Origin of the sequence: Ruegeria aquimaris, from assembly GCF_025751555.1 — a bacterium.
In the GTDB taxonomy this organism is placed as follows: domain Bacteria; phylum Pseudomonadota; class Alphaproteobacteria; order Rhodobacterales; family Rhodobacteraceae; genus Ruegeria_B; species Ruegeria_B aquimaris.
On record NZ_JAOWLB010000008.1, the window covers coordinates 89,776 to 107,425 of the forward strand.

17 protein-coding genes are annotated in these 17,650 nt (G+C 65.3%); 10 read left to right on the forward strand and 7 right to left on the reverse strand.

Features of this window, described 5'->3' with window-relative positions:
• The first annotated feature begins 42 nt into the window (after nt 1-42).
• Together OE747_RS12955 and speB (OE747_RS12960) are read left to right on the forward strand one after the other, a co-directional pair.
• Complete coding sequence (locus OE747_RS12955; RefSeq protein WP_263829009.1) at nt 43-1,206, forward strand: M20 aminoacylase family protein; 1,164 nt, start codon at nt 43-45, stop codon at nt 1,204-1,206.
• Between the two features lie 51 nt (nt 1,207-1,257).
• Nucleotides 1,258-2,235 carry an agmatinase gene (gene speB / locus OE747_RS12960; RefSeq protein WP_263829010.1) on the forward strand — a complete coding sequence of 326 codons (978 nt, stop codon included), beginning with the start codon at nt 1,258-1,260 and terminating at the stop codon, nt 2,233-2,235.
• 40 nt (nt 2,236-2,275) lie between these two features.
• Here speB (OE747_RS12960) and OE747_RS12965 read toward each other — a convergent pair whose 3' ends face one another.
• Nucleotides 2,276-2,653, reverse strand: coding sequence for a VOC family protein (locus OE747_RS12965; protein ID WP_263829011.1), 378 nt, complete (start codon nt 2,651-2,653; stop codon nt 2,276-2,278).
• A 39-nt stretch (nt 2,654-2,692) separates the two neighbouring features.
• On the opposite strand from OE747_RS12965, the gene OE747_RS12970 reads away from it, so the two are divergent.
• From OE747_RS12970 to OE747_RS12980, 3 genes are all read left to right on the forward strand, one after another.
• Complete coding sequence (locus OE747_RS12970; RefSeq protein WP_263829012.1) at nt 2,693-3,229, forward strand: winged helix-turn-helix transcriptional regulator; 537 nt, start codon at nt 2,693-2,695, stop codon at nt 3,227-3,229.
• An 85-nt stretch (nt 3,230-3,314) separates the two neighbouring features.
• Nucleotides 3,315-4,262 (forward strand): agmatinase, encoded by a 948-nt coding sequence (gene speB / locus OE747_RS12975; RefSeq protein ID WP_263829013.1) that lies wholly within the window; start codon nt 3,315-3,317, stop codon nt 4,260-4,262.
• A gap of 5 nt (nt 4,263-4,267) precedes the next feature.
• Nucleotides 4,268-4,663, forward strand: coding sequence for a DUF1499 domain-containing protein (locus tag OE747_RS12980; RefSeq protein WP_263829014.1), 396 nt, complete (start codon nt 4,268-4,270; stop codon nt 4,661-4,663).
• On the opposite strand, the gene OE747_RS12985 is transcribed toward OE747_RS12980, so the two are convergent.
• A complete protein-coding gene (locus OE747_RS12985; protein WP_263829015.1) occupies nt 4,604-4,897 on the reverse strand; it encodes a hypothetical protein in 294 nt (97 codons plus the stop codon). The two genes, OE747_RS12980 and OE747_RS12985, sit on opposite strands and share 60 nt — an antisense overlap.
• 62 nt (nt 4,898-4,959) lie before the next feature.
• On the opposite strand from OE747_RS12985, the gene prfA reads away from it, so the two are divergent.
• The 4 genes from prfA (at nt 4,960) to OE747_RS13005 (ending at nt 9,480) form a co-directional block, all read left to right on the forward strand.
• On the forward strand, nt 4,960-6,015 hold the full coding sequence (gene prfA, locus OE747_RS12990; RefSeq protein WP_263829016.1) for a peptide chain release factor 1: 1,056 nt from the start codon (nt 4,960-4,962) through the stop codon (nt 6,013-6,015).
• Entirely contained in the window at nt 6,012-6,854 is an 843-nt protein-coding gene (gene prmC, locus OE747_RS12995; RefSeq protein ID WP_263829017.1) for a peptide chain release factor N(5)-glutamine methyltransferase, read from the forward strand. The genes prfA and prmC overlap by 4 nt, the downstream gene beginning before the upstream one ends.
• A 234-nt stretch (nt 6,855-7,088) precedes the next feature.
• Nucleotides 7,089-7,733 (forward strand): DUF4167 domain-containing protein, encoded by a 645-nt coding sequence (locus OE747_RS13000; RefSeq protein WP_263829018.1) that lies wholly within the window; start codon nt 7,089-7,091, stop codon nt 7,731-7,733.
• A 172-nt stretch (nt 7,734-7,905) separates the two neighbouring features.
• Complete coding sequence (locus tag OE747_RS13005; RefSeq protein ID WP_263829019.1) at nt 7,906-9,480, forward strand: trimethylamine methyltransferase family protein; 1,575 nt, start codon at nt 7,906-7,908, stop codon at nt 9,478-9,480.
• Nucleotides 9,481-9,566: 86 nt separating this feature from the next.
• Here OE747_RS13005 and rsmA read toward each other — a convergent pair whose 3' ends face one another.
• The 5 genes from rsmA to lptG form a co-directional block, all read right to left on the reverse strand.
• Entirely contained in the window at nt 9,567-10,406 is an 840-nt protein-coding gene (gene rsmA, locus OE747_RS13010) for a 16S rRNA (adenine(1518)-N(6)/adenine(1519)-N(6))-dimethyltransferase RsmA (protein WP_263829020.1), read from the reverse strand.
• An 84-nt stretch (nt 10,407-10,490) separates the two neighbouring features.
• Nucleotides 10,491-11,450: a 4-hydroxythreonine-4-phosphate dehydrogenase PdxA gene (gene pdxA, locus OE747_RS13015; RefSeq protein ID WP_263829021.1), complete on the reverse strand. Its 960-nt coding sequence runs from the start codon at nt 11,448-11,450 to the stop codon at nt 10,491-10,493.
• Between the two features lie 3 nt (nt 11,451-11,453).
• Entirely contained in the window at nt 11,454-12,692 is a 1,239-nt protein-coding gene (locus tag OE747_RS13020; RefSeq protein WP_263829022.1) for a peptidylprolyl isomerase, read from the reverse strand.
• Nucleotides 12,677-14,824, reverse strand: coding sequence for an LPS-assembly protein LptD (locus tag OE747_RS13025; protein WP_263829023.1), 2,148 nt, complete (start codon nt 14,822-14,824; stop codon nt 12,677-12,679). The genes OE747_RS13020 and OE747_RS13025 overlap by 16 nt, the downstream gene beginning before the upstream one ends.
• Complete coding sequence (gene lptG, locus OE747_RS13030) at nt 14,824-15,921, reverse strand: LPS export ABC transporter permease LptG (RefSeq protein WP_263829024.1); 1,098 nt, start codon at nt 15,919-15,921, stop codon at nt 14,824-14,826. Before lptG ends, OE747_RS13025 begins: the two co-directional genes overlap by 1 nt.
• 251 nt (nt 15,922-16,172) lie before the next feature.
• Between lptG and OE747_RS13035 the strand changes: the two genes are divergently transcribed.
• Nucleotides 16,173-17,648, forward strand: a complete 1,476-nt coding sequence (locus tag OE747_RS13035) for a leucyl aminopeptidase (protein WP_263829025.1) — start codon at nt 16,173-16,175, stop codon at nt 17,646-17,648.
• The last annotated feature ends 2 nt before the right edge of the window (nt 17,649-17,650 follow it).

The following is a 17,650-nucleotide window of genomic DNA, read 5'->3' on the forward strand; positions in this document are numbered from 1 at the left end:
ACATGCATCCATCCCGCAGCAAGGCGCCGGAGTCCAGACCTCATGCCCGTCATCAACCGCATCGCCGATTTCGCAGCCGATATGGCCACGTGGCGCCAGCATCTTCACACCATCCCGGAGCTGGAGTTCGAATGCCATCAGACGGCGGCCTTTGTCGCCGAGCGGCTGCGCGAATTCGGGGTGGACGAGCTGCACGAGGGAATTGCCAAGACCGGCATCGTGGCGATCATCAACGGGCAGGGCGATGGGCCGACCATCGGGCTGCGCGCGGATATGGACGCGCTGCCGATCCCCGAGGAGACGGGGGTACCCTATGCCTCCACCAACCCGGGCAAGATGCATGCCTGCGGCCATGACGGGCATACCACCATGTTGTTGGGAGCGGCGCGCTATCTGGCCGAGACGCGGAAATTCAGCGGCCGGGTGGCGCTGATCTTTCAACCGGCCGAGGAAGAGGGTGGCGGCGCCAATGTGATGGTGCGAGAAGGCATCCTCGAGCGGTTCGATATCGGCGAGGTCTATGCGCTGCACAATGCGCCGGGCCATGCCGAAGGGTCGTTCTATACCACGCCTGGGCCGCTGATGGCGGCGGTGGATTCGTTCGAGATCCACATTCAGGGGCGCGGCGGCCATGGCGCCATGCCGCATGAAACGATCGACCCGGTGATGGCGGCCTGTGGTATCGCGCAGGCGATCCAGACCATCGTCAGCCGCAACCATTACGCGCTGGACGATCTGGTTGTGTCGGTCACCCAGATCCATACTGGCACGGTGAACAACGTCATTCCCGACACCGCCTATCTGAACGGTACGGTGCGGACCTTTGATCCGGCGGTGCAGCAGATGGTGATGCGCCGCATGAAGGAGATCGTGGCGGGGCAGGCGGCCTCTTATGGGGTGATGGCGGAGCTGGATTACCAGGTGGGTTATCCCGCCACCATCAACGATGCCGCCAAGACCGCGTTTGCCGCCGAGGTGGCGCGCGAGGTGTCGGGTGCGGCCAATGTGGTGGCAGATGGCGGGCGCGAGATGGGGGCCGAGGATTTCAGCTATATGCTCGAAAAACGGCCCGGATCCTATCTGTTCATCGGCCAGGGCGAGGGTGCCGGGCTGCACCATCCGAAATACAATTTCAACGACGAGATCGCGCCGGTGGGGGCGTCCTTTTTTGCGAGGATCGTGGAGAAGGCACAGCCGGTGGCTTGACGTTGACGCGCGTCGCCAACCCGCCGGGAACCCAAGGAGGAGCAAGAAAAAGTGGCTCTAGAAGATGCGAAGAATGCGGTCGACGAGGCGTTCACCGTACCGGAACTCAAGGGGCTGGCCTTTGAGAACACGTTTGGCGGGGCGGTGTCCTTCCTGCGACGGCTTTATACGAAGAACCTGCAAGGCGTCGATGTAGCGGTGACGGGCGTGCCGTTCGATCAGGCGGTGACCAACCGGACCGGCACCCGGATGGGACCGCGCGCCATCCGCGAGGCGAGCACGCTGCAATCCACGGACGAGCCCTATGGCTGGCCCTTCGGGGCGCTGAGCGAGCTGGCCATTGTCGACTATGGCGATCTGGCCTTTGATTATGCCGATGTGGCGGCCTTTCCGGACCGTCTGACCGACCATATCCGCACCATTCTTGCTGCGGATGTGCCGACAGTGGCGCTGGGGGGTGATCACTATATCAGCTTCCCGATCCTCAAGGCCTATGCCGAGAAATACGGGCCGATGTCGCTGGTGCATTTCGATGCCCATTCCGACACCTGGGCCGATGACAACATGGAGCGGATCGACCACGGCACCATGTTCTACAAGGCGGTGAAGCTTGGGCTGGTGGATCCGGCGCGCTCGGTGCAGATTGGGATCCGCACCACCAACCCGGACACGATGGGGTTCAACATCATCGACGCGCGCGCGGTCGAGGAGCGTGGCCCGGCAGCGGTCGCCAGACAGGTGCGCGAGATCGTGGGTGATCATCCGGTCTATCTGACCTTTGACATCGACGCGCTGGACCCGGCCTATGCCCCCGGCACCGGCACGCCGGTCTGGGGCGGGCTCAGTTCCAGACAGGCCGCGATCATGCTGCGTGACCTGGGTGGGATCAACATCAAGGGCGGTGACGTGGTCGAGGTCTCGCCACCCTATGACACCACCGGCGCCACAGCCATCGCGGGGGCGCATGTGGCGACCCAGATCATCTGCCTGTTGGGCTGGCACAAATGCTGCGGCGACGCGGTGGGCTGAGACGCGGTATTGCCGCCGCCGCTGCTTGAGCGGAGGCGGCTCAGCCGGGCTGGCTCAGATCCTGAGCCAGCATCAGCGCATTGCCGTCCGGGTCATAGAAGGTGGCGGTGCTCACCATGCCCTCGATCGTCTCGGTCGAGCCGTCAAAGCGGATGCCCGCCGCCTCCATCGCGGCGCGAGCGACGGCGATATCGGCCACGCCGAACACCGGCACGCTGTTGCCCAGCGCCGGTTCCGCCTGCTCGCCCAGACCCAGGGTCACGCCCGGTGTCAGGGTATGCATCTCGCTCCAGCCCGCGTCGTCGATGTGATGGATCAGTTCGAATCCCAATGTCTCGCGGTACCATTCGGCGCTGGCGTGGCGGTCCCGGACCGACAGCGCCAGTGTGATCGTGTTGTCCAATGTGACGAGGGGCATGGGGTTTATCCTTTGTGTGAAATATAGTAACTATACTTTATGGACATAAACCTGCTTGTCAAGCTGACCGCGCGGGCATGGTCCCTGCCAATCCTTGCCAACCTGCATCAGGGCGTGCCGGGGCGGCAGGCGCCGCTGCTGGCCGCGACCGGTGCGGGGCGCACCGCCTTTGCCGCAAGCCTGGTGCATCTCGCGCAGCTTGGTCTGCTGGAGCGTAACCCCGGCCATGGGCACCCGCTGCGGCCCGAATTCCGGCTGACCGCATCCGGGCGGGAGGCCGCCGCGATGGCGGCCCGGCTGCTTGGCACCGTGCCTTGCGCCGACGGTGCCTTGCTGCGGCGCAGCTGGACGGTGCCGATCCTGGCGTTGACCGGACAGCCCAGGCGGTTTTCGGCGATCCGGTCGGAGCTGTCTCCGATCACCGACCGGGCGCTGTCGGTGTCGCTGAAACAGCTAGAGGATCATGACTGGCTGCGGCGTGATCTGGACCTGTCGCAGCGGGTGCCGTTCCCGGTCTATCGCGCGGCGAATCTCGGGTTGGACCTGCATCGCGCCATTGGTCTTGGCCGCGGATAGGCGCGCGCGGCCCGCACCGGTTTCAGCAATTGTCAGTTGTGCGGAAATCTGGGAAAGCTTGTACCCGAACAGCAGGAGGGCGCGCATGAGCGAATTCAACCAGCCCATCGGTGGCAACGATCTGGCCCGGTTCTCGGGGCCGAACACCTTTATGCGGCTGCCGCAGGCGCAGGCGCTGGATGGGCTGGACGTGGCGGTTTTGGGGGTGCCGATGGATATCGGCACCTCGTGGCGTTCTGGCACGCGGTTCGGCCCGAAACAGATCCGGGCGGAAAGCGCCATGATCCGGCCCTATAACATGGCAACCGGGGCGGCGCCCTTTGACAGTTTGCAGATCGCCGATATCGGCGATCTGGCGATCAACACGTTTTCGCTGGCCGAGAGCCTGCGCATCATCAAGGAGAGCTATGATGCGATCCTGACCCATGACGTGATCCCGGTGGCGATGGGGGGCGATCATTCGATCACCTTGCCGATCCTGCGGGCGATTGCGGCCAAGCATGGCCCGGTGGCGCTGGTGCATGTGGATGCCCATGCCGATGTGAACGACCAGATGTTCGGCGAGCGCGAAACGCACGGCACCGTGTTCCGCCGCGCCTATGAGGAAGGGCTGATCCAGCCCGACAAGACCTATCAGATCGGCATTCGCGGCTCGGGCTATGCCGCCACCGATTTTACCGAGGCGCAGGGTTGGGGATTTCAGCATTTCCCGGCCTGGGAGCTGTGGCACCGCAGCCTGAAGCCCTTGGGCGACGAGATCCGCCGCGATATCGGCGACCGGCCGGTCTATGTCACCTATGACATCGACAGTCTGGACCCGGCCTATGCGCCCGGCACCGGCACGCCGGAGATCGGCGGGCTGACGACGCCACAGGCGCTGGAACTGATCCACGCGCTGAAGGGGCTGAACATCGTCGGCTGCGATCTGGTCGAGGTATCGCCGCCCTATGACACTTCGGGCAATACGGCGCTGACGGCGGCGAACCTTCTCTATGAGCTGATCTGTGTGTTGCCGGGGGTGACGGCCCGGTGAAGGTTATGGCGTGGCTTCTGGCTGTGCTGGTCGTGCTTGGGCTCGGCTGGATCCGGTTGGCTCCATCGGACCCGGCGCGCTGGCACCAGCGCCCCGAGGTGGCGGCGGACCGCGACATGAAGGGCGGTGTTCTGCGCGCGGTGACGACCGGGCCCGAGGGGCTGGCGCGGCTGGACACGGTGGTCCGCGCCGCACCGCGCACGCGGGTGCTGGCCGGGTCGGTCGGGCAGGGTATGGTAACCTATGTCACTCGCAGCCGGGTATTCGGATTTCCCGATTACACCACCGCCTGGCAGGATGGCGCTACGCTGCGGATCTGGGCGCGGCTCAGGTTCGGGCGCTCAGATCTTGGGGTAAACCGCGACCGTGTCGATCAGTGGCTGGCGGCGCTGGGGTACTAGGCCTGACGACAGGCAGCCCTTTGACACCTCGCGCCACATCGGCACGTTCAGCGACATCTGGCATTGCGCCATGAACATGCGCCCGTCGACTTGCAGGCAGATGGTTTCCCCCAGTTCCACCCGGCTGCCGGATGTGTCGGTGCAATAGCAGTCGATGGTCTTGCCGCCCGGACCGACAACATCGGCCAGCGCCGGGGACGCGATGAGCAGCATGAGGGCGAGAATCCGTATCATGCCCATAAGCTAGCACAGCCCAGCCCCTTGACCAACGCCCCCGGATATCGGACACCGCCGCAATGATCCCAGAAGAACGCCTCGACCAGATCACCCAGCGCTTCCAGTATCTGGAGGCGGCCATGGCCGATGGCGCCTCGGGCGGCGATATCGCGCGGCTGGCCAAGGAATATTCCGACCTGCGTCCGGTGGTCGAGCAAATTGCCGCCTGGCGGCAATTGCGCGCCGACATGGCCGACGCAAAAGAGATGCTGTCGGACCCGGACATGAAGGCACTAGCCGAGGAGGAACTGCCGGTCTTGAAGGCGCGCCTGCCCGAGGCCGAACGCGCGCTGCAACTGGCGCTGTTGCCCAAGGACGAGGCCGACGCGCGGCCTGCGATGTTGGAAATCCGGCCCGGAACCGGGGGCGACGAGGCGGCCTTGTTCGCGGGTGACTTGCTGCGCATGTATCAGCGTCATGCCGAGGCGCGCGGCTGGAAGCTGGAACTGATCGAACTGCAAGAGACCGAGCTGGGCGGCATCAAGGAAGTGGTGGCCCGGATCAGCGGCGAGAATGTCTTTGCCCGGTTGAAATACGAGAGCGGCGTGCACCGGGTACAGCGGGTGCCCGAGACCGAGAGCGGCGGGCGCATCCATACCTCGGCGGCCACCGTGGCCGTGTTGCCCGAGGCGCAGGATGTGGATATCCAGATCGACCCGGGCGATATCCGCATCGACACGATGCGGTCGTCTGGTGCGGGCGGGCAGCACGTGAACACCACCGATTCGGCGGTACGGATCACCCACTTGCCCAGCGGCATCGTGGTGACCAGTTCCGAGAAATCGCAGCACCGAAACCGAGAGATCGCCATGCAGGTGCTGAAAACCCGGCTCTACGATCTGGAACGCCAGCGGCTGGACAGCGAACGTTCGGCCAGCCGCTCGGCGCAAGTGGGGACGGGGGACCGGTCGGAACGCATTCGCACCTACAACTTTCCACAAGGTCGCATGACCGATCACCGGATCAACCTGACGCTCTACAAGCTCGATGCGGTAATGCAGGGCGATCTGGACGAGGTGATCGACGCGCTGATCGCCGACGGGCAGGCGCGGATGCTGGCCGAGATGGGGCAATGAGCGGGCAGACCGCCGCCCAGGCCATGGTTGCCGCCACCGCCCGGCTGCGCGCCGCAGGTGTGCCCGATCCGGCCCGCGACGCGCGGCTGCTCTTGGCCCATGCGGCCCGGATCGAGGCCAGCCGCGTGACCCTGATCGCGCCCGAGGATCTGGCCCTGGATATCGCCGAGCGCTACGACCAGCTGATTGCGCTGCGCGCGGTCCGGGTGCCGGTGTCGCATCTCTTGGGCGAGCGCGAGTTCTATGGCCGCCGGTTCAAGGTTTCGGGCGAGGTGCTGGACCCGCGCCCGGAGACCGAGATTCTGATCGAGGCGGCGCTGAGTGCGCCTTTTGAACGGGTTCTGGACCTCGGCACCGGATCCGGCTGCATCCTGGTGACGCTTCTGGCCGAACGGCCAGAGGCCACTGGTGTTGGTGTCGATCTGAGCGAAGCGGCCTGTTTGCAGGCCAGCGCCAACGCGGTGCTGCACCGGGTGGCCGACCGTGCGGATATATGTGCCTCGGACTGGTTCGCACAGGTGGCCGGGCGGTTCGACCTGATCGTCTCGAACCCGCCCTATATCGCGCTGGCCGAGATGCCGGATCTGGCGCCCGAGGTGATCGAGCACGAACCGCAGATGGCGCTGACCGATGGCGGCGACGGGTTGGGCGCCTATCGGCGGATCGCCGCGGGCGCGCCCGATCACCTGCGGCCTGGCGGTCGGCTGATGGTCGAGATCGGCCCGACACAGGCGCTGGCGGTGTCACAACTCTTCGAAGCGGCGGGTCTGTCGGGCGTCCGGGTGATTCCGGATCTGGACGGGCGCGACCGTGTCGTCGCGGCAATCTTGCCGGAGTAACCCGTTCGGGTGAGGCGCAAATGTGCCAATCCTGATCAAAATGCTGATATTTTTCTGCCAAACCTCTTGTCTGTGGCGGCTGGACGTGTTTACTCAGGGGTGTCGCGGCCCTTGATGCGCAGGTTACGGTGCATCCCCGACAACACGCCCAAAAAGTCGATGTCCCGGCAACACGTTCCGCAAGCGGCATCGAGGGGTTCATCGGCAGAGACCAACAAGGCTGACGTTAACACTATGAGATCGTCCAAATCCCGTTCGCGGTCGAAGAACAACCGCAACCGGCCCACTGGCGGCAATGTCGTCAACCGCGTGTTCGACAGCTCCGGCCCCGAGGGCAAGGTGCGCGGCACGCCGCAGCAGATCATCGAGAAATACAACCAGCTTGCCCGCGATGCGCAGCTGGCCAATGACCGGGTCGCGGCTGAGAACTTTCAGCAACATGCCGAACATTACACCAGGCTGCTGAGCGAGGCGCAGCGCGAGATTGACGCGCGCCGCGAAGAGCAGGAGCGTCACAACCGCGAACGTCAGGCCGAGCGCGACCGCGAACGGGCCGAACGGCAGGAGCGGGAAAGCAACACACCCGCGGATCTGGCCGATGCGCCGCAGCCGAGCGTGCTGGACATCGAATCGAACGACCAGGCCGAGGATGACTCGGGACTGGTGGAAACGCCCGAAAGCCGTGGCGGTGGCCGTCTGAAACGCAAGGAACCGGCGCCGCAGGGCGCCGTATCCGAGCCCGAGGCGGCAGCCGAGCCCGAGGGTGCGGCCGAGCCCAAACCCAAAAAGCCGCGCCGCCCGCGGACACGCAAACCCGTGGCGGCGGACGAGCCGACTGATCCGCAGCCCGGTGGGGACCCCGCCGAAGCGGCAGAATAAACGGGTCCGATCCTGAACAGACGCGCGCACCGCCCAATCGGGCGGTGCTTTTTTGTTGTTACGGGGGAATTGACCGAATCTGTGGCTTGCGGCACCGTTTGGCTGCTCAAGTCGGCAGGCAGTGAGTTTAATCGGTGTGTGCCATAACGCTCCTTTGACTTGGGAAACTGCCATGGAAACCAATATCGCCGCACCCCGCCGCACCCGTCGCCGCACAGCGCCAGCCCCGGAAATCACAACACCCGATGCATTCCGCGCATCGCCCGTATCGCTGGCGCAAACCCGGTTCGGGTTCCTGTCGGGCGACCAGATCTCCGATCTGCGCCGCCGCAGTCTTGATCTGCTGGCCGATTACGGCGTCGTGATCATCCATCCCCGCGCCCGCGCCGCGCTGCTGGCGGCGGGCGCCACGCCCGGGCGCGATGCCGACCGGCTGCGCTTTCCACGTGAACTGGTCGAGGAGGCGATTGCCGAGGCGCCGCGCGACTTTGCGCTTGCGGGCAAGCGGCGCGCGCTTGACCTGACCATTCCCCGGGCGGACGGCGGTTTCATCATGCGCACTGGCACCGGCGCGCATGGCTATGTCGACCCGCGCGATACCAGGTATCGCAATCTGGACCTGAAAGCGGTGCGCGAGATGGCCGCCGTGGCCAGCGGGTTGAACCAGATCGGCTTCATCGCGCATCCGTTTGTGCATGGCGTGCCCGAGGTGACCGCCGACGTGCATTCCTTTGCCGAGATGGTGTCGCACACCGACAAGCATTGCTGGATGCAGCCCTATGGCAAGGAGAACATCGAGTTCCTTCTGAAGATCGCGGCTGTGGCGGCGGGGGGCGAGGCGGCGTTGAAGGCGCATCCGATCACCTCGGTGATCACCTGTTCGTTCTCGCCTCTGGAATTCAAGTACATGGACACCGAGGTGATCCTGCAAGCGGGGGCACTGGGACTGCCGCTGCATGCCTGCTCGCTGCCCTCGGCGGGCGGAACAGCGCCGCTCAGCACTGCCGGGCTGGTTCTGATGGCGGCAGCCGAGATCCTGTCGATGCTGACGGTGGCCCATGTGCTGGCGCCGGGGACACCGGTGATCGCGGTGCCGCTGATGTTCACGCTCGACATGCGGACCGGCTCGGCGCTGCAATCCTGTCCGGAATCGATCCAGGCGGCCTCGATGGCGGTGCAGTTGATGAAACAGGGGTTCGGCCTGCCGACCCATACCTATGGTTCGGGTTCTGATACGCCGGATGCCGACCACCAGTCGATGGCCGAACGGGCCCTGATCACGCAGACCGTGGCGCTTTCGGGCGCCGATATCCTGGGCGGGATCGGGCAACTGGAATGCGCCACCGTGTTCAGCCCGGTGCAGGCGGTCCTGGATGACGAGGTGGGCGCGATGGTGCGGCGCTTCATGCAACCGGCCGAGATCAGCGCCGAGGCGCTGAACTGGGAGGAAATGTTGAAGGTGCGCGCGGGCGGCCATTTCCTCGACAGTAGCCATACCCTGGCGCTCTGCCGGGATCAGCACCAGCCGGGCGTGTTCCTGCGGCAGGGACGCGACGATTACGAGAAGTCGGGCCGACGCACCGCATTTGACGCGGCGCGCGACAAGGCGCTGTCGCTGATCGCCGCCGCGCCGGAGCAGGGGGTCCTGAACGAGGACCAGCGGTGCGAGATTGCCGATATCGTGGCGGCGGCCGACCGCTTCATCGTGGATGCCGTGCATCATGGCGCGGGGACGCAGGTGATCTGAGCCCGCCGTTTCCCGGCCCGGGAAACGGCCAGAAAATGGAACATTTTCTGTGACAGAATTTCGTGGAAATTCTGCCTTCGCCCGGTTCAGCGGTCCAGCTCTCTGGCGAGGGCGCAGAAGGCTTCGAGCGAGACTTGCTCGGCCCTTTCTGTGGGGGCAATTCCGGCGGCCGTCAAACGGTCCTCGATGTCGGGTGTCATGCCCTTGAGCGCGGCGCGCAGCATCTTGCGCCGCTGGTTGAACGCCGCCGCCACAACGCGGCTGAGAATGGCCGCGTTTGCCGGATACCGGGGTTCGGGCAGGGCGCTCAGATGGACAACGGCGCTCGACACTTTCGGCGGCGGCGTGAAGGCCTCGGGCGGCAGCGACAGCACGATCCGCGTCTCGGCCCGCCATTGCGCCAGGATCGCCAGCCTTCCATAGGCCTTGGACCCTGGCCGGGCGACGATGCGCTCGGCCACTTCGCGCTGGAACATCAGGGTCAGGCTCTGCCAGAAGGGCGGCCAGTCGGACGGGGTCAGCCAGCGCACCAGCAGCTCGGTGCCGACGTTATAGGGCAGGTTGGCGGCGATCCGGATCGGCGGCGTCAGATAGGCCAACGGGTCTATCTCGAGCGCGTCACCGTTTATCACCTTGAGCCGACCCGGGTAGGCCTCGGCAATCTCGGCCAGCGCTGGCAGGCAGCGCGGGTCTTTCTCGATCGCCAGGATCCGGCGTGCGCCTTCGGCCAGAAGCCCGCGGGTGAGGCCGCCGGGACCGGGACCGATTTCGAGCACGTCGCAATTGCTCAGATCACCCGCCTGGCGCGCGATCTTGGCGGTCAGGTTGAGGTCGAGCAGGAAGTTCTGGCCCAGCGACTTGCGGGCCGAGAGCTGGTGGGTGGCGATGACCTCGCGCAGCGGAGGCAGGGAGTCGATGGCGCTCATGGGTTCAGGATGTATGCGGTTCCGCGGGGGGAGTGCCAGAAGATTTCGCCTCCGGCGGGAGTATTTCCAGCGAAATGAAGGGGGTCAGATGGCCTGTGCCATATGTTTGGCCATTTTCAGGGCTTCGATCAGGCTGGAAGGATTGGCGATTCCTTGGCCTGCGATGTCGAAGGCGGTACCGTGATCGGGCGAGGTGCGGATGAACGGCAGTCCGAGGGTCACGTTGACGCCGCGGTCGAAGTCGAGCGTCTTGATCGGGATGAGCGCCTGGTCGTGATACATGCAGATTGCCGCGTCATAGCGGGCGCGGGCGGCGGCATGGAACATGGTGTCGGCCGGATGCGGGCCGGTGACGGTGAATTCGCCTTTGATTTGTTGCAGAAGCGGCGCGATCCAGTCGAGCTCCTCGCGCCCCATGGCGCCGCCTTCGCCCGCATGCGGGTTCAGTCCGGCCACCGCGATGCGGGGACGGGCGATGCCGAACTGGGTACGCAGGCCGGTGGCGGTGATCTCGATGGTGTCCCGCAGAAGCGCGGGCGTCAGCGCGCGCGGGACATCGGACAGGGCGATGTGGATGGTCGCGGGTACCACCCGCAACTGCTCGCTGGCCAGCATCATCACCACACGGTCGCGACCCGCGAGCGCGGCCAGGAACTCGGTATGACCGGGATAGGCGAAGCCCGCACCGACGATCAGCGCCTTCTTGTGTATGGGGGCGGTGCAAAGGGCCGAACAGTCTCCCGACTGAACCAGCGCCACGCCGCGTTCGATTGCGGCGATTACGCCCGGGGCGTTACGTGGATCGGTTTGGCCCGGAGTGTTTGGCGCGGCGAAGCTGAGCGGCAGGACGGGCAGGGCCTCTGCCGAGGCGCGGACCGCGTCGGCGGGGCGCTCGAGCAGTGCCACCGGTGTACCGGTCGGCAGGTGGCCGGGATCGCCGATCCACAGGAACGGACAATCGGCGCGCAGGGCGCGCCAGGCGGCCACGGCGATTTCAGGGCCGATACCGGCAGGCTCGCCGCAGCTCAGCGCGATGGGGCGCACGCGCTATTCCTCGGTGATGATGGCATCGGCGCGCAGCTGCTCGAGCAGGCTGTTGGCCAGGGTCTCGAGCCGCTGCTGGGTCAGGGCGTTGGCCACGTCCTCGCGCGAGGCGTCGCCACCCAGATCCCGGGTCCGGTTGCAGAGCATCAGGAACATCAATGTCTGGCCATTGTTCCGGGTGACCGCGATCGAGCTTTCGCCCGGGTCAAGCTTTGCCAGTTCCAGTGCGATGTCCTGCGGGATTTCTCCAGGTTTGGCGGTAACCCGGTCGAGCACTTCGGCGGGCTGCCCCTTGGCCACGCCATAAAGGTCATCGCAGGTGTCCACGCGCTGTTGCAGCTCGGCGGCGGCCTTGAGCGTTTCCGGGCTGCGCCCGCCCGCCATGGCATAGGCGGCGTATTCAATGGAAGCATAGCGCGGAGTTCCGACCGGGGCCTCGCGCAGGCCGCGCATCTGGAACAGCGCCACTGCATTGGGCAAGGTGATCGGTGCGGAAACCTCGCCCGGGTCAAGTTCAAGGATCACCGGTTGCAGCGCGGGGGGCAGTTGCGCCAGTGGCAACCACGGCATCTGACCGCCCTGCGCGCGGGTATCTGCGGCGGAAAATTGCGTCGCGGCAGTGGCGAAGGTGTCATAGCTTTTCAGCTCGGCGATCTGTGCGGCCAGGTCATCGACCTGGTCCACCGTCTGCGGCGTGATGGGGATGATGATTTCCGACAGCAGAACCTGCAAACCGCCGCCGCCGGAAAGGCCAAGCGCGCGGTTGATCTCGTCTTCGGTCGGGCGGGCTCGGGCCAGATAACGCGCGCTGATATAGTCTCGCCAGGCGATCTGGTTGCGCACAAAGTCGCGTACGGTTTCAGCCGAAACGCCTTCGTTCTCCAACGCGGCCAGGAACTCCTCGGTCGAGAGGCGGGTGCGGGCGGCGAAATCGTCGATGCCAAGTTGCACGTCCTCGGGCGGGACTTCGATCCCGGCCTCGGCGACCGCCTGCATCTTGAGCTTTTCCTCGATCAGGCTGCGGCGGGCATCCTTTGTCGGGTCACCGGGAATGCGCAGCACTTCCATCAGGCGAACGCGCTGTTCCAGCTCGAAATGGGTGATGATACCCTGGTTCACACGCACCGCAGGGCTGAACAGGCTTTGCGCGGCAATCGTGGTGGCCGACAGGCCAAGCGCCAAGACGGCACCGCCCATAAGCCGCGCCAGGGATCGGGACAGGTGGGTCAGGTTTTGCTGCATGTTCGCCTGTATTCTTTGTTTCCGCTCTCCACGGCAAAGCCGCTGAGGGCGATGGTAAATCCGAAATCGGTCGATGGCTCAACACTCGTCGACGATGTGTAGCGGCGATTGACCGAAATGTTAACCGAAACGCATTCGTTCTGGTAGATAAAGCCCACGCCGGCCCGTGTGGCCCGCGAGTCCTCGATATCGTAGCGGATATTGGCGGAGGCGGTCCAGTTCGGGTTGACCTTGTAGGCGCCATCGAACCAGAACTCGGAGACCGCCAATGTGCGGTTCTCGGCCAGGTCGCGCCCCAGCCACAGATAGGTGCCGCTGACATTGGTGCGGTCGTCGGTCCAGCTGCCGCGCAGCTCGACCTTGGAGAAGTTCAGAGATCCGTCCAACAGACCGCGCGCGGTCAGGCCCAGACCCTGGGGAAACAGCACCTGTCCGGCGAGCAGCAGATCCGACGCGGTGCCGCCCAGTCCCGAGGTTTTCGAAAACCGCGGGTCGGCGGTGCTGCGGAACACCTGGCCCACGGTCGCATAGGCCTGCCATCCCTTGTTCGAGTAATGCGCCCAGTTCAGGCCAAAGACGGCGCGCGTGCCTTCCTCGCGCTGGTCGGGGGCCGGGAAGCGGGACAGCGCCAACAGGTTGCCCTGGTCGTATTCGACGAAATTGCTTTCGTCATTGGGCAGGGCGGCGCCGGACACGTCGGACCAGCCGATCTGGGCGATGGGTTCCAGATAGTGAGTGCCGCCAGCGCCCCTGTACACGGTCGGATAGCGCAAGGTCAGCGCCGCACGCGGCGCGGTCCTGAGAGTGTCGCTGTTGTAGTTGCTGTCGTTCCAGACCCGGTAGTCATCGACCGCGACACCCATCTTCCAGTCGGCGCGCAGGCCGCTGGCAAAGGTCCAGCTGCGCAGCCATTCGGCGTCTATCGTGGCGCGGGCGATGTCGCGGCCGATCACGTCGGTGGTCGAGGAGCGCTGATGGCCGTGGCCGTCAAAGGCCAGCCGCACCTCTCCGCCGATGGCGGTGGGGAAATAGCGTTTCTCATAGTTCAGGTCGAACACGTCCGAGGGGATCTCGTCCTCGTTTTCGCTGTCACGCAGGGTCTCGTAATGGATGAAGCCGATGCGAAAGGCGGTGTCGCGCTTGACCCGGGTCAGCGCGATCTCGGTCCGCAGCCGGTCGTATTCGGGCAGACCGTAATCGGCGAGATAGCCGTTGTCGGAAACGGTCTGGACGTCAAAGCTGAACTTGTAGTCGTTGCGCAGGTCGAAGCGGCCCGAGGCGAAGACATAGCCGCGATCCTCTCCCGGCACCAGATCGTCACGGGTATAGGCGCCCTCGATCTCGATCCGGCCGCGGCGGAACGCCTGCCGGTAGCGCAGGTCGAGCGTTTTGGTCTTGGCCGAGATATAGGGCGAGAGGGTCAGGTCCTTGTTGTCGCCGAGACGGAAGAAATAGGGCACCTTGACCCCGGTTCCCAGTTGCGAGGTGGTGCGGATCGACGGGATCAGAAAGCCGGTGGCGCGTTTCAGGTTGGGGTCGGGCAGGCGGATCGCCGGGAAATAGAACACCGGCACATCGAGCACGCGGAACTGCGCGCCCTCGAAATAGAGCTGCTGTTCGAGCTGGTCATGGATGACCTTCTGCGCCCGGATCTGCCAGAGCGGCGGCTTGCCATCGTCGCAGACATGGCAGGAGGTGACCGAGGTCTTGTACAGCTGGGTATAGCGGCCGCCGACCCGCGTCATCTGTAACGCGGCCAGTTGAAGCTGCTGGTCGAACACCATCCGCGCCCCGCGCAAGAGACCGTTTTGCAGCCCCTTGTCCATCTCGGCGGCATCGGCCAGAATCGTTGCCCGGCCGCCCTGGTCGATCCGGATCGGGCCTTCGATCTCCAGCTTGCCGGTCTGCCGGTCAAAGGTGATCTTTTGCGCGCGCAGGCGCATGTCCCCCTGGAACGCCTCGACATTGCCTTCGGCGATCAGCTGGCGTTCGGGCGTGATGAACACGCGGTCGGCCACCAGCATGGCGGGGTGGGCCGTTTCCTGAGGATCCTCGGCCGTTTGCGCGAGCGCGGGGTTTGCCAGGTACAGGCAGGCGACACTGGCCAACAGGATGCGGAACAGGGGGCGCATCAACCGTCCTCCGCATGCAGCAGCAGGCCAAAGGTCAACATGATCGCCGCGACCGGCGGCGCCCATGCGGCCAGCGCCACCGGGATCTGGCCGTTCTCACCCAGAATTTGCGCGAAGTTGCGCATGAAGTAGAGCGAGAAACCCAGCAGCACCGCTGTCAGCACCGCAACCCCGGTGCCGCCGAACCGGGTGTGGCGCATGGTAAAGGCGGCACCCACCAGCACCATCGAGATCAGAAACAGCGGGCGAGCCAGCTCGACTTGCAGCCAGACCTGGTGGCGCCTGGTCGAGAAACCCGCCTGCTGCAATTCACCGATGGTCTGGGGCAGGTCGTAGATCGATATCGTGTCGCGGCGGCCCAGGGTGTCCTGTATCCGGTCCTGGGTCAGCGAGGTGGGCAGCTCGAACGTGTCGTGCCGGGTGGCACTCACCTCGGGATTCCCGCCGGTTTCCAGCGGCCAGACCTTGGCGTTGCTCAGCATCCATTGGCCGGGTTCCAGAACCGCGCTGTCGGCCAGAATCCGGCGCATCGGTCGGCCTTCGGGCGTGTAGCTGAGGATCGTCACCCGGAGCAGGGTCACACCGTCGCCGCCAAACCCTTCGGCGTGGATCACCGACTGACCCTGCGCATCGCCCTGACGCAACCACAGGCCTTCGCTGCTGAGCGACAGCGCCGAGGGGCCGCCATTGCGATAGGTGTCGGCCAGTGTCTGATACCGGACCGACGTCGCGGCAACGATCGGGTTGAGCATGGCAACCGCCAGCCCACCGATGACCACCGCGACCAGCACGGGACCGACAAGCACGCGTATGCCCGAGCGGCCGATGGCCCGGGTCACGACCAGTTCCGAACTGCGGGCAAGCCCGACGAACAGGACGATCGTGGACAGGATCATCAACAGCGGCAGAATCTCGCTGATCCCGGCCGGGACGTTCAGAAGCGTCAGGCCAAGCATCTGGCCGAAACTGACATTATGGCTTTCGAATCGGCGCAGTTGCTCGATCAGGTCGATAAGCATGACCAGCGCCACAAAGACCGCGCCGATAATCAGAAAGCTTTGCGTGAAACGCCGCGCGAAATACCGATCCAGAATCATGCGCCGCCTTTCCTGCAAAGGCGATGCTTTGGATCATCGGGAGCCGCAAAGCAGGTCTTGCCCACACAACCGTGGGGCGCCGTTGCGGACGGCGAGACATGCCTTGTAGTGTCTGACACCGCGATCCCCCAGGAGCCTGTCATGCGATTTTTTTGAAACCTTAGAGCAATTGCTTGGCGGGGAAAACTGCTATCTGGTCAAGATGCGGTGGGCAGGCTACCTGTTGTCGGACAGATGTTGAGGAGACCCAGATGACCAGCCTGATCCAGATCCGTTTCGAAGAGCCGCAGCTCGATGCCCTGGCGACCGCGACCGGTCGGGTCGCGGTGATCCTGCCGCCCGAAGGCACGCTCAGCCCGGCGGCGCGGCGGCTCAACCGGCTGACCCGGGGTGCGCTCTTGCGTCTGGTGGAAAGCGGGCGGTTTTCCAAGCTCAAGCCGGGTCAGACCGTGACGCTGGCTTGGCCTGCCGGGATGGCGGCCGAGTCGCTGGATATTCTGGTGCTGCCGCGCCGGGCCGATGCGCTGACCGCGCGCAAGGGCGGCGCGGCGCTGGCCAAGCTGGCGGGTGACAAGCCGATGCTGGTGATGGCGGGCGGGCAGGCGCGGACCGAACACCTGGCGCTGGGGCTGGCGCTGCGCGCCTATGACTTTACCGCCCACAAGACCCCCGGCGACGATGCCGAGGGCGACAAGGGCGCGGTCACCATCGCCCATAACAAGGCCGACGTCGTGGCCGAGGCCTTTGCGCCGCTGCTGGCGGTGGCCGAGGGCGTGCACATGACCCGCGATCTGGTCAATGAACCGGCCAATGTGCTGACGACCACGGAATTCGCCAACCGCCTCAAGGAGATGGAGGCGCTTGGGCTGGAGGTCGAGGTGCTGGAAGAGGACAAGCTGGCCGAGCTGGGCATGCGCACGCTGCTGAGTGTCGGGCAAGGGTCAGAGAGCCCATCGAAAGTGGTGGTGATGCACTGGAAAGGCGGCGAGAAGGATGCCGCCCCGCTGGCGTTGGTGGGCAAGGGTGTGGTGTTCGACACCGGTGGCATCTCCCTGAAACCCGCCGCCGGGATGGAAGACATGACCATGGACATGGGCGGCGCGGGCGTGGTCGCGGGCACCATGCGGGCGCTGGCCCTGCGCAAGGCCAAGGCCAATGTGGTGGGTCTGGTCGGCCTGGTCGAGAACATGCCCTCGGGCCGGGCCACCCGCCCGGGCGATGTGGTGAAGTCCATGAAAGGCGACACGGTCGAGATCATCAACACCGATGCCGAGGGGCGGCTCGTTCTGTGCGACGTGATGTGGTACGCGCAGGAGCGGTTCAAACCGTCGGGTATGATCGACCTCGCCACCCTGACCGGCGCGATCATCATCGGGCTGGGACATGAGAATGCCGGGGTGTTCTCCAATGACGACAGCTTGTGCAACGCCTTCCTCAAGGCCGCCGCCGCCGAGGGTGAGGGCGCCTGGCGGATGCCCCTGGGCAAGGCCTATGACGACATGCTGAAATCGCGCATTGCCGACATGAAGAATGTGGGTGGACGACCCGCCGGGTCGATCACCGCGGCGCAGTTCCTGGCGCGCTTTGTGCAGGATGGTACGCCCTGGATCCATCTGGATATCGCTGGTGTCGCCTCGGTCACCGCCGAGACCGACATGGCGCCCAAGGGCGCGACCGGCTGGGGCGTGATGGCGCTGAACCGGCTGGTGGACGATCTGGCGGGCTGAAA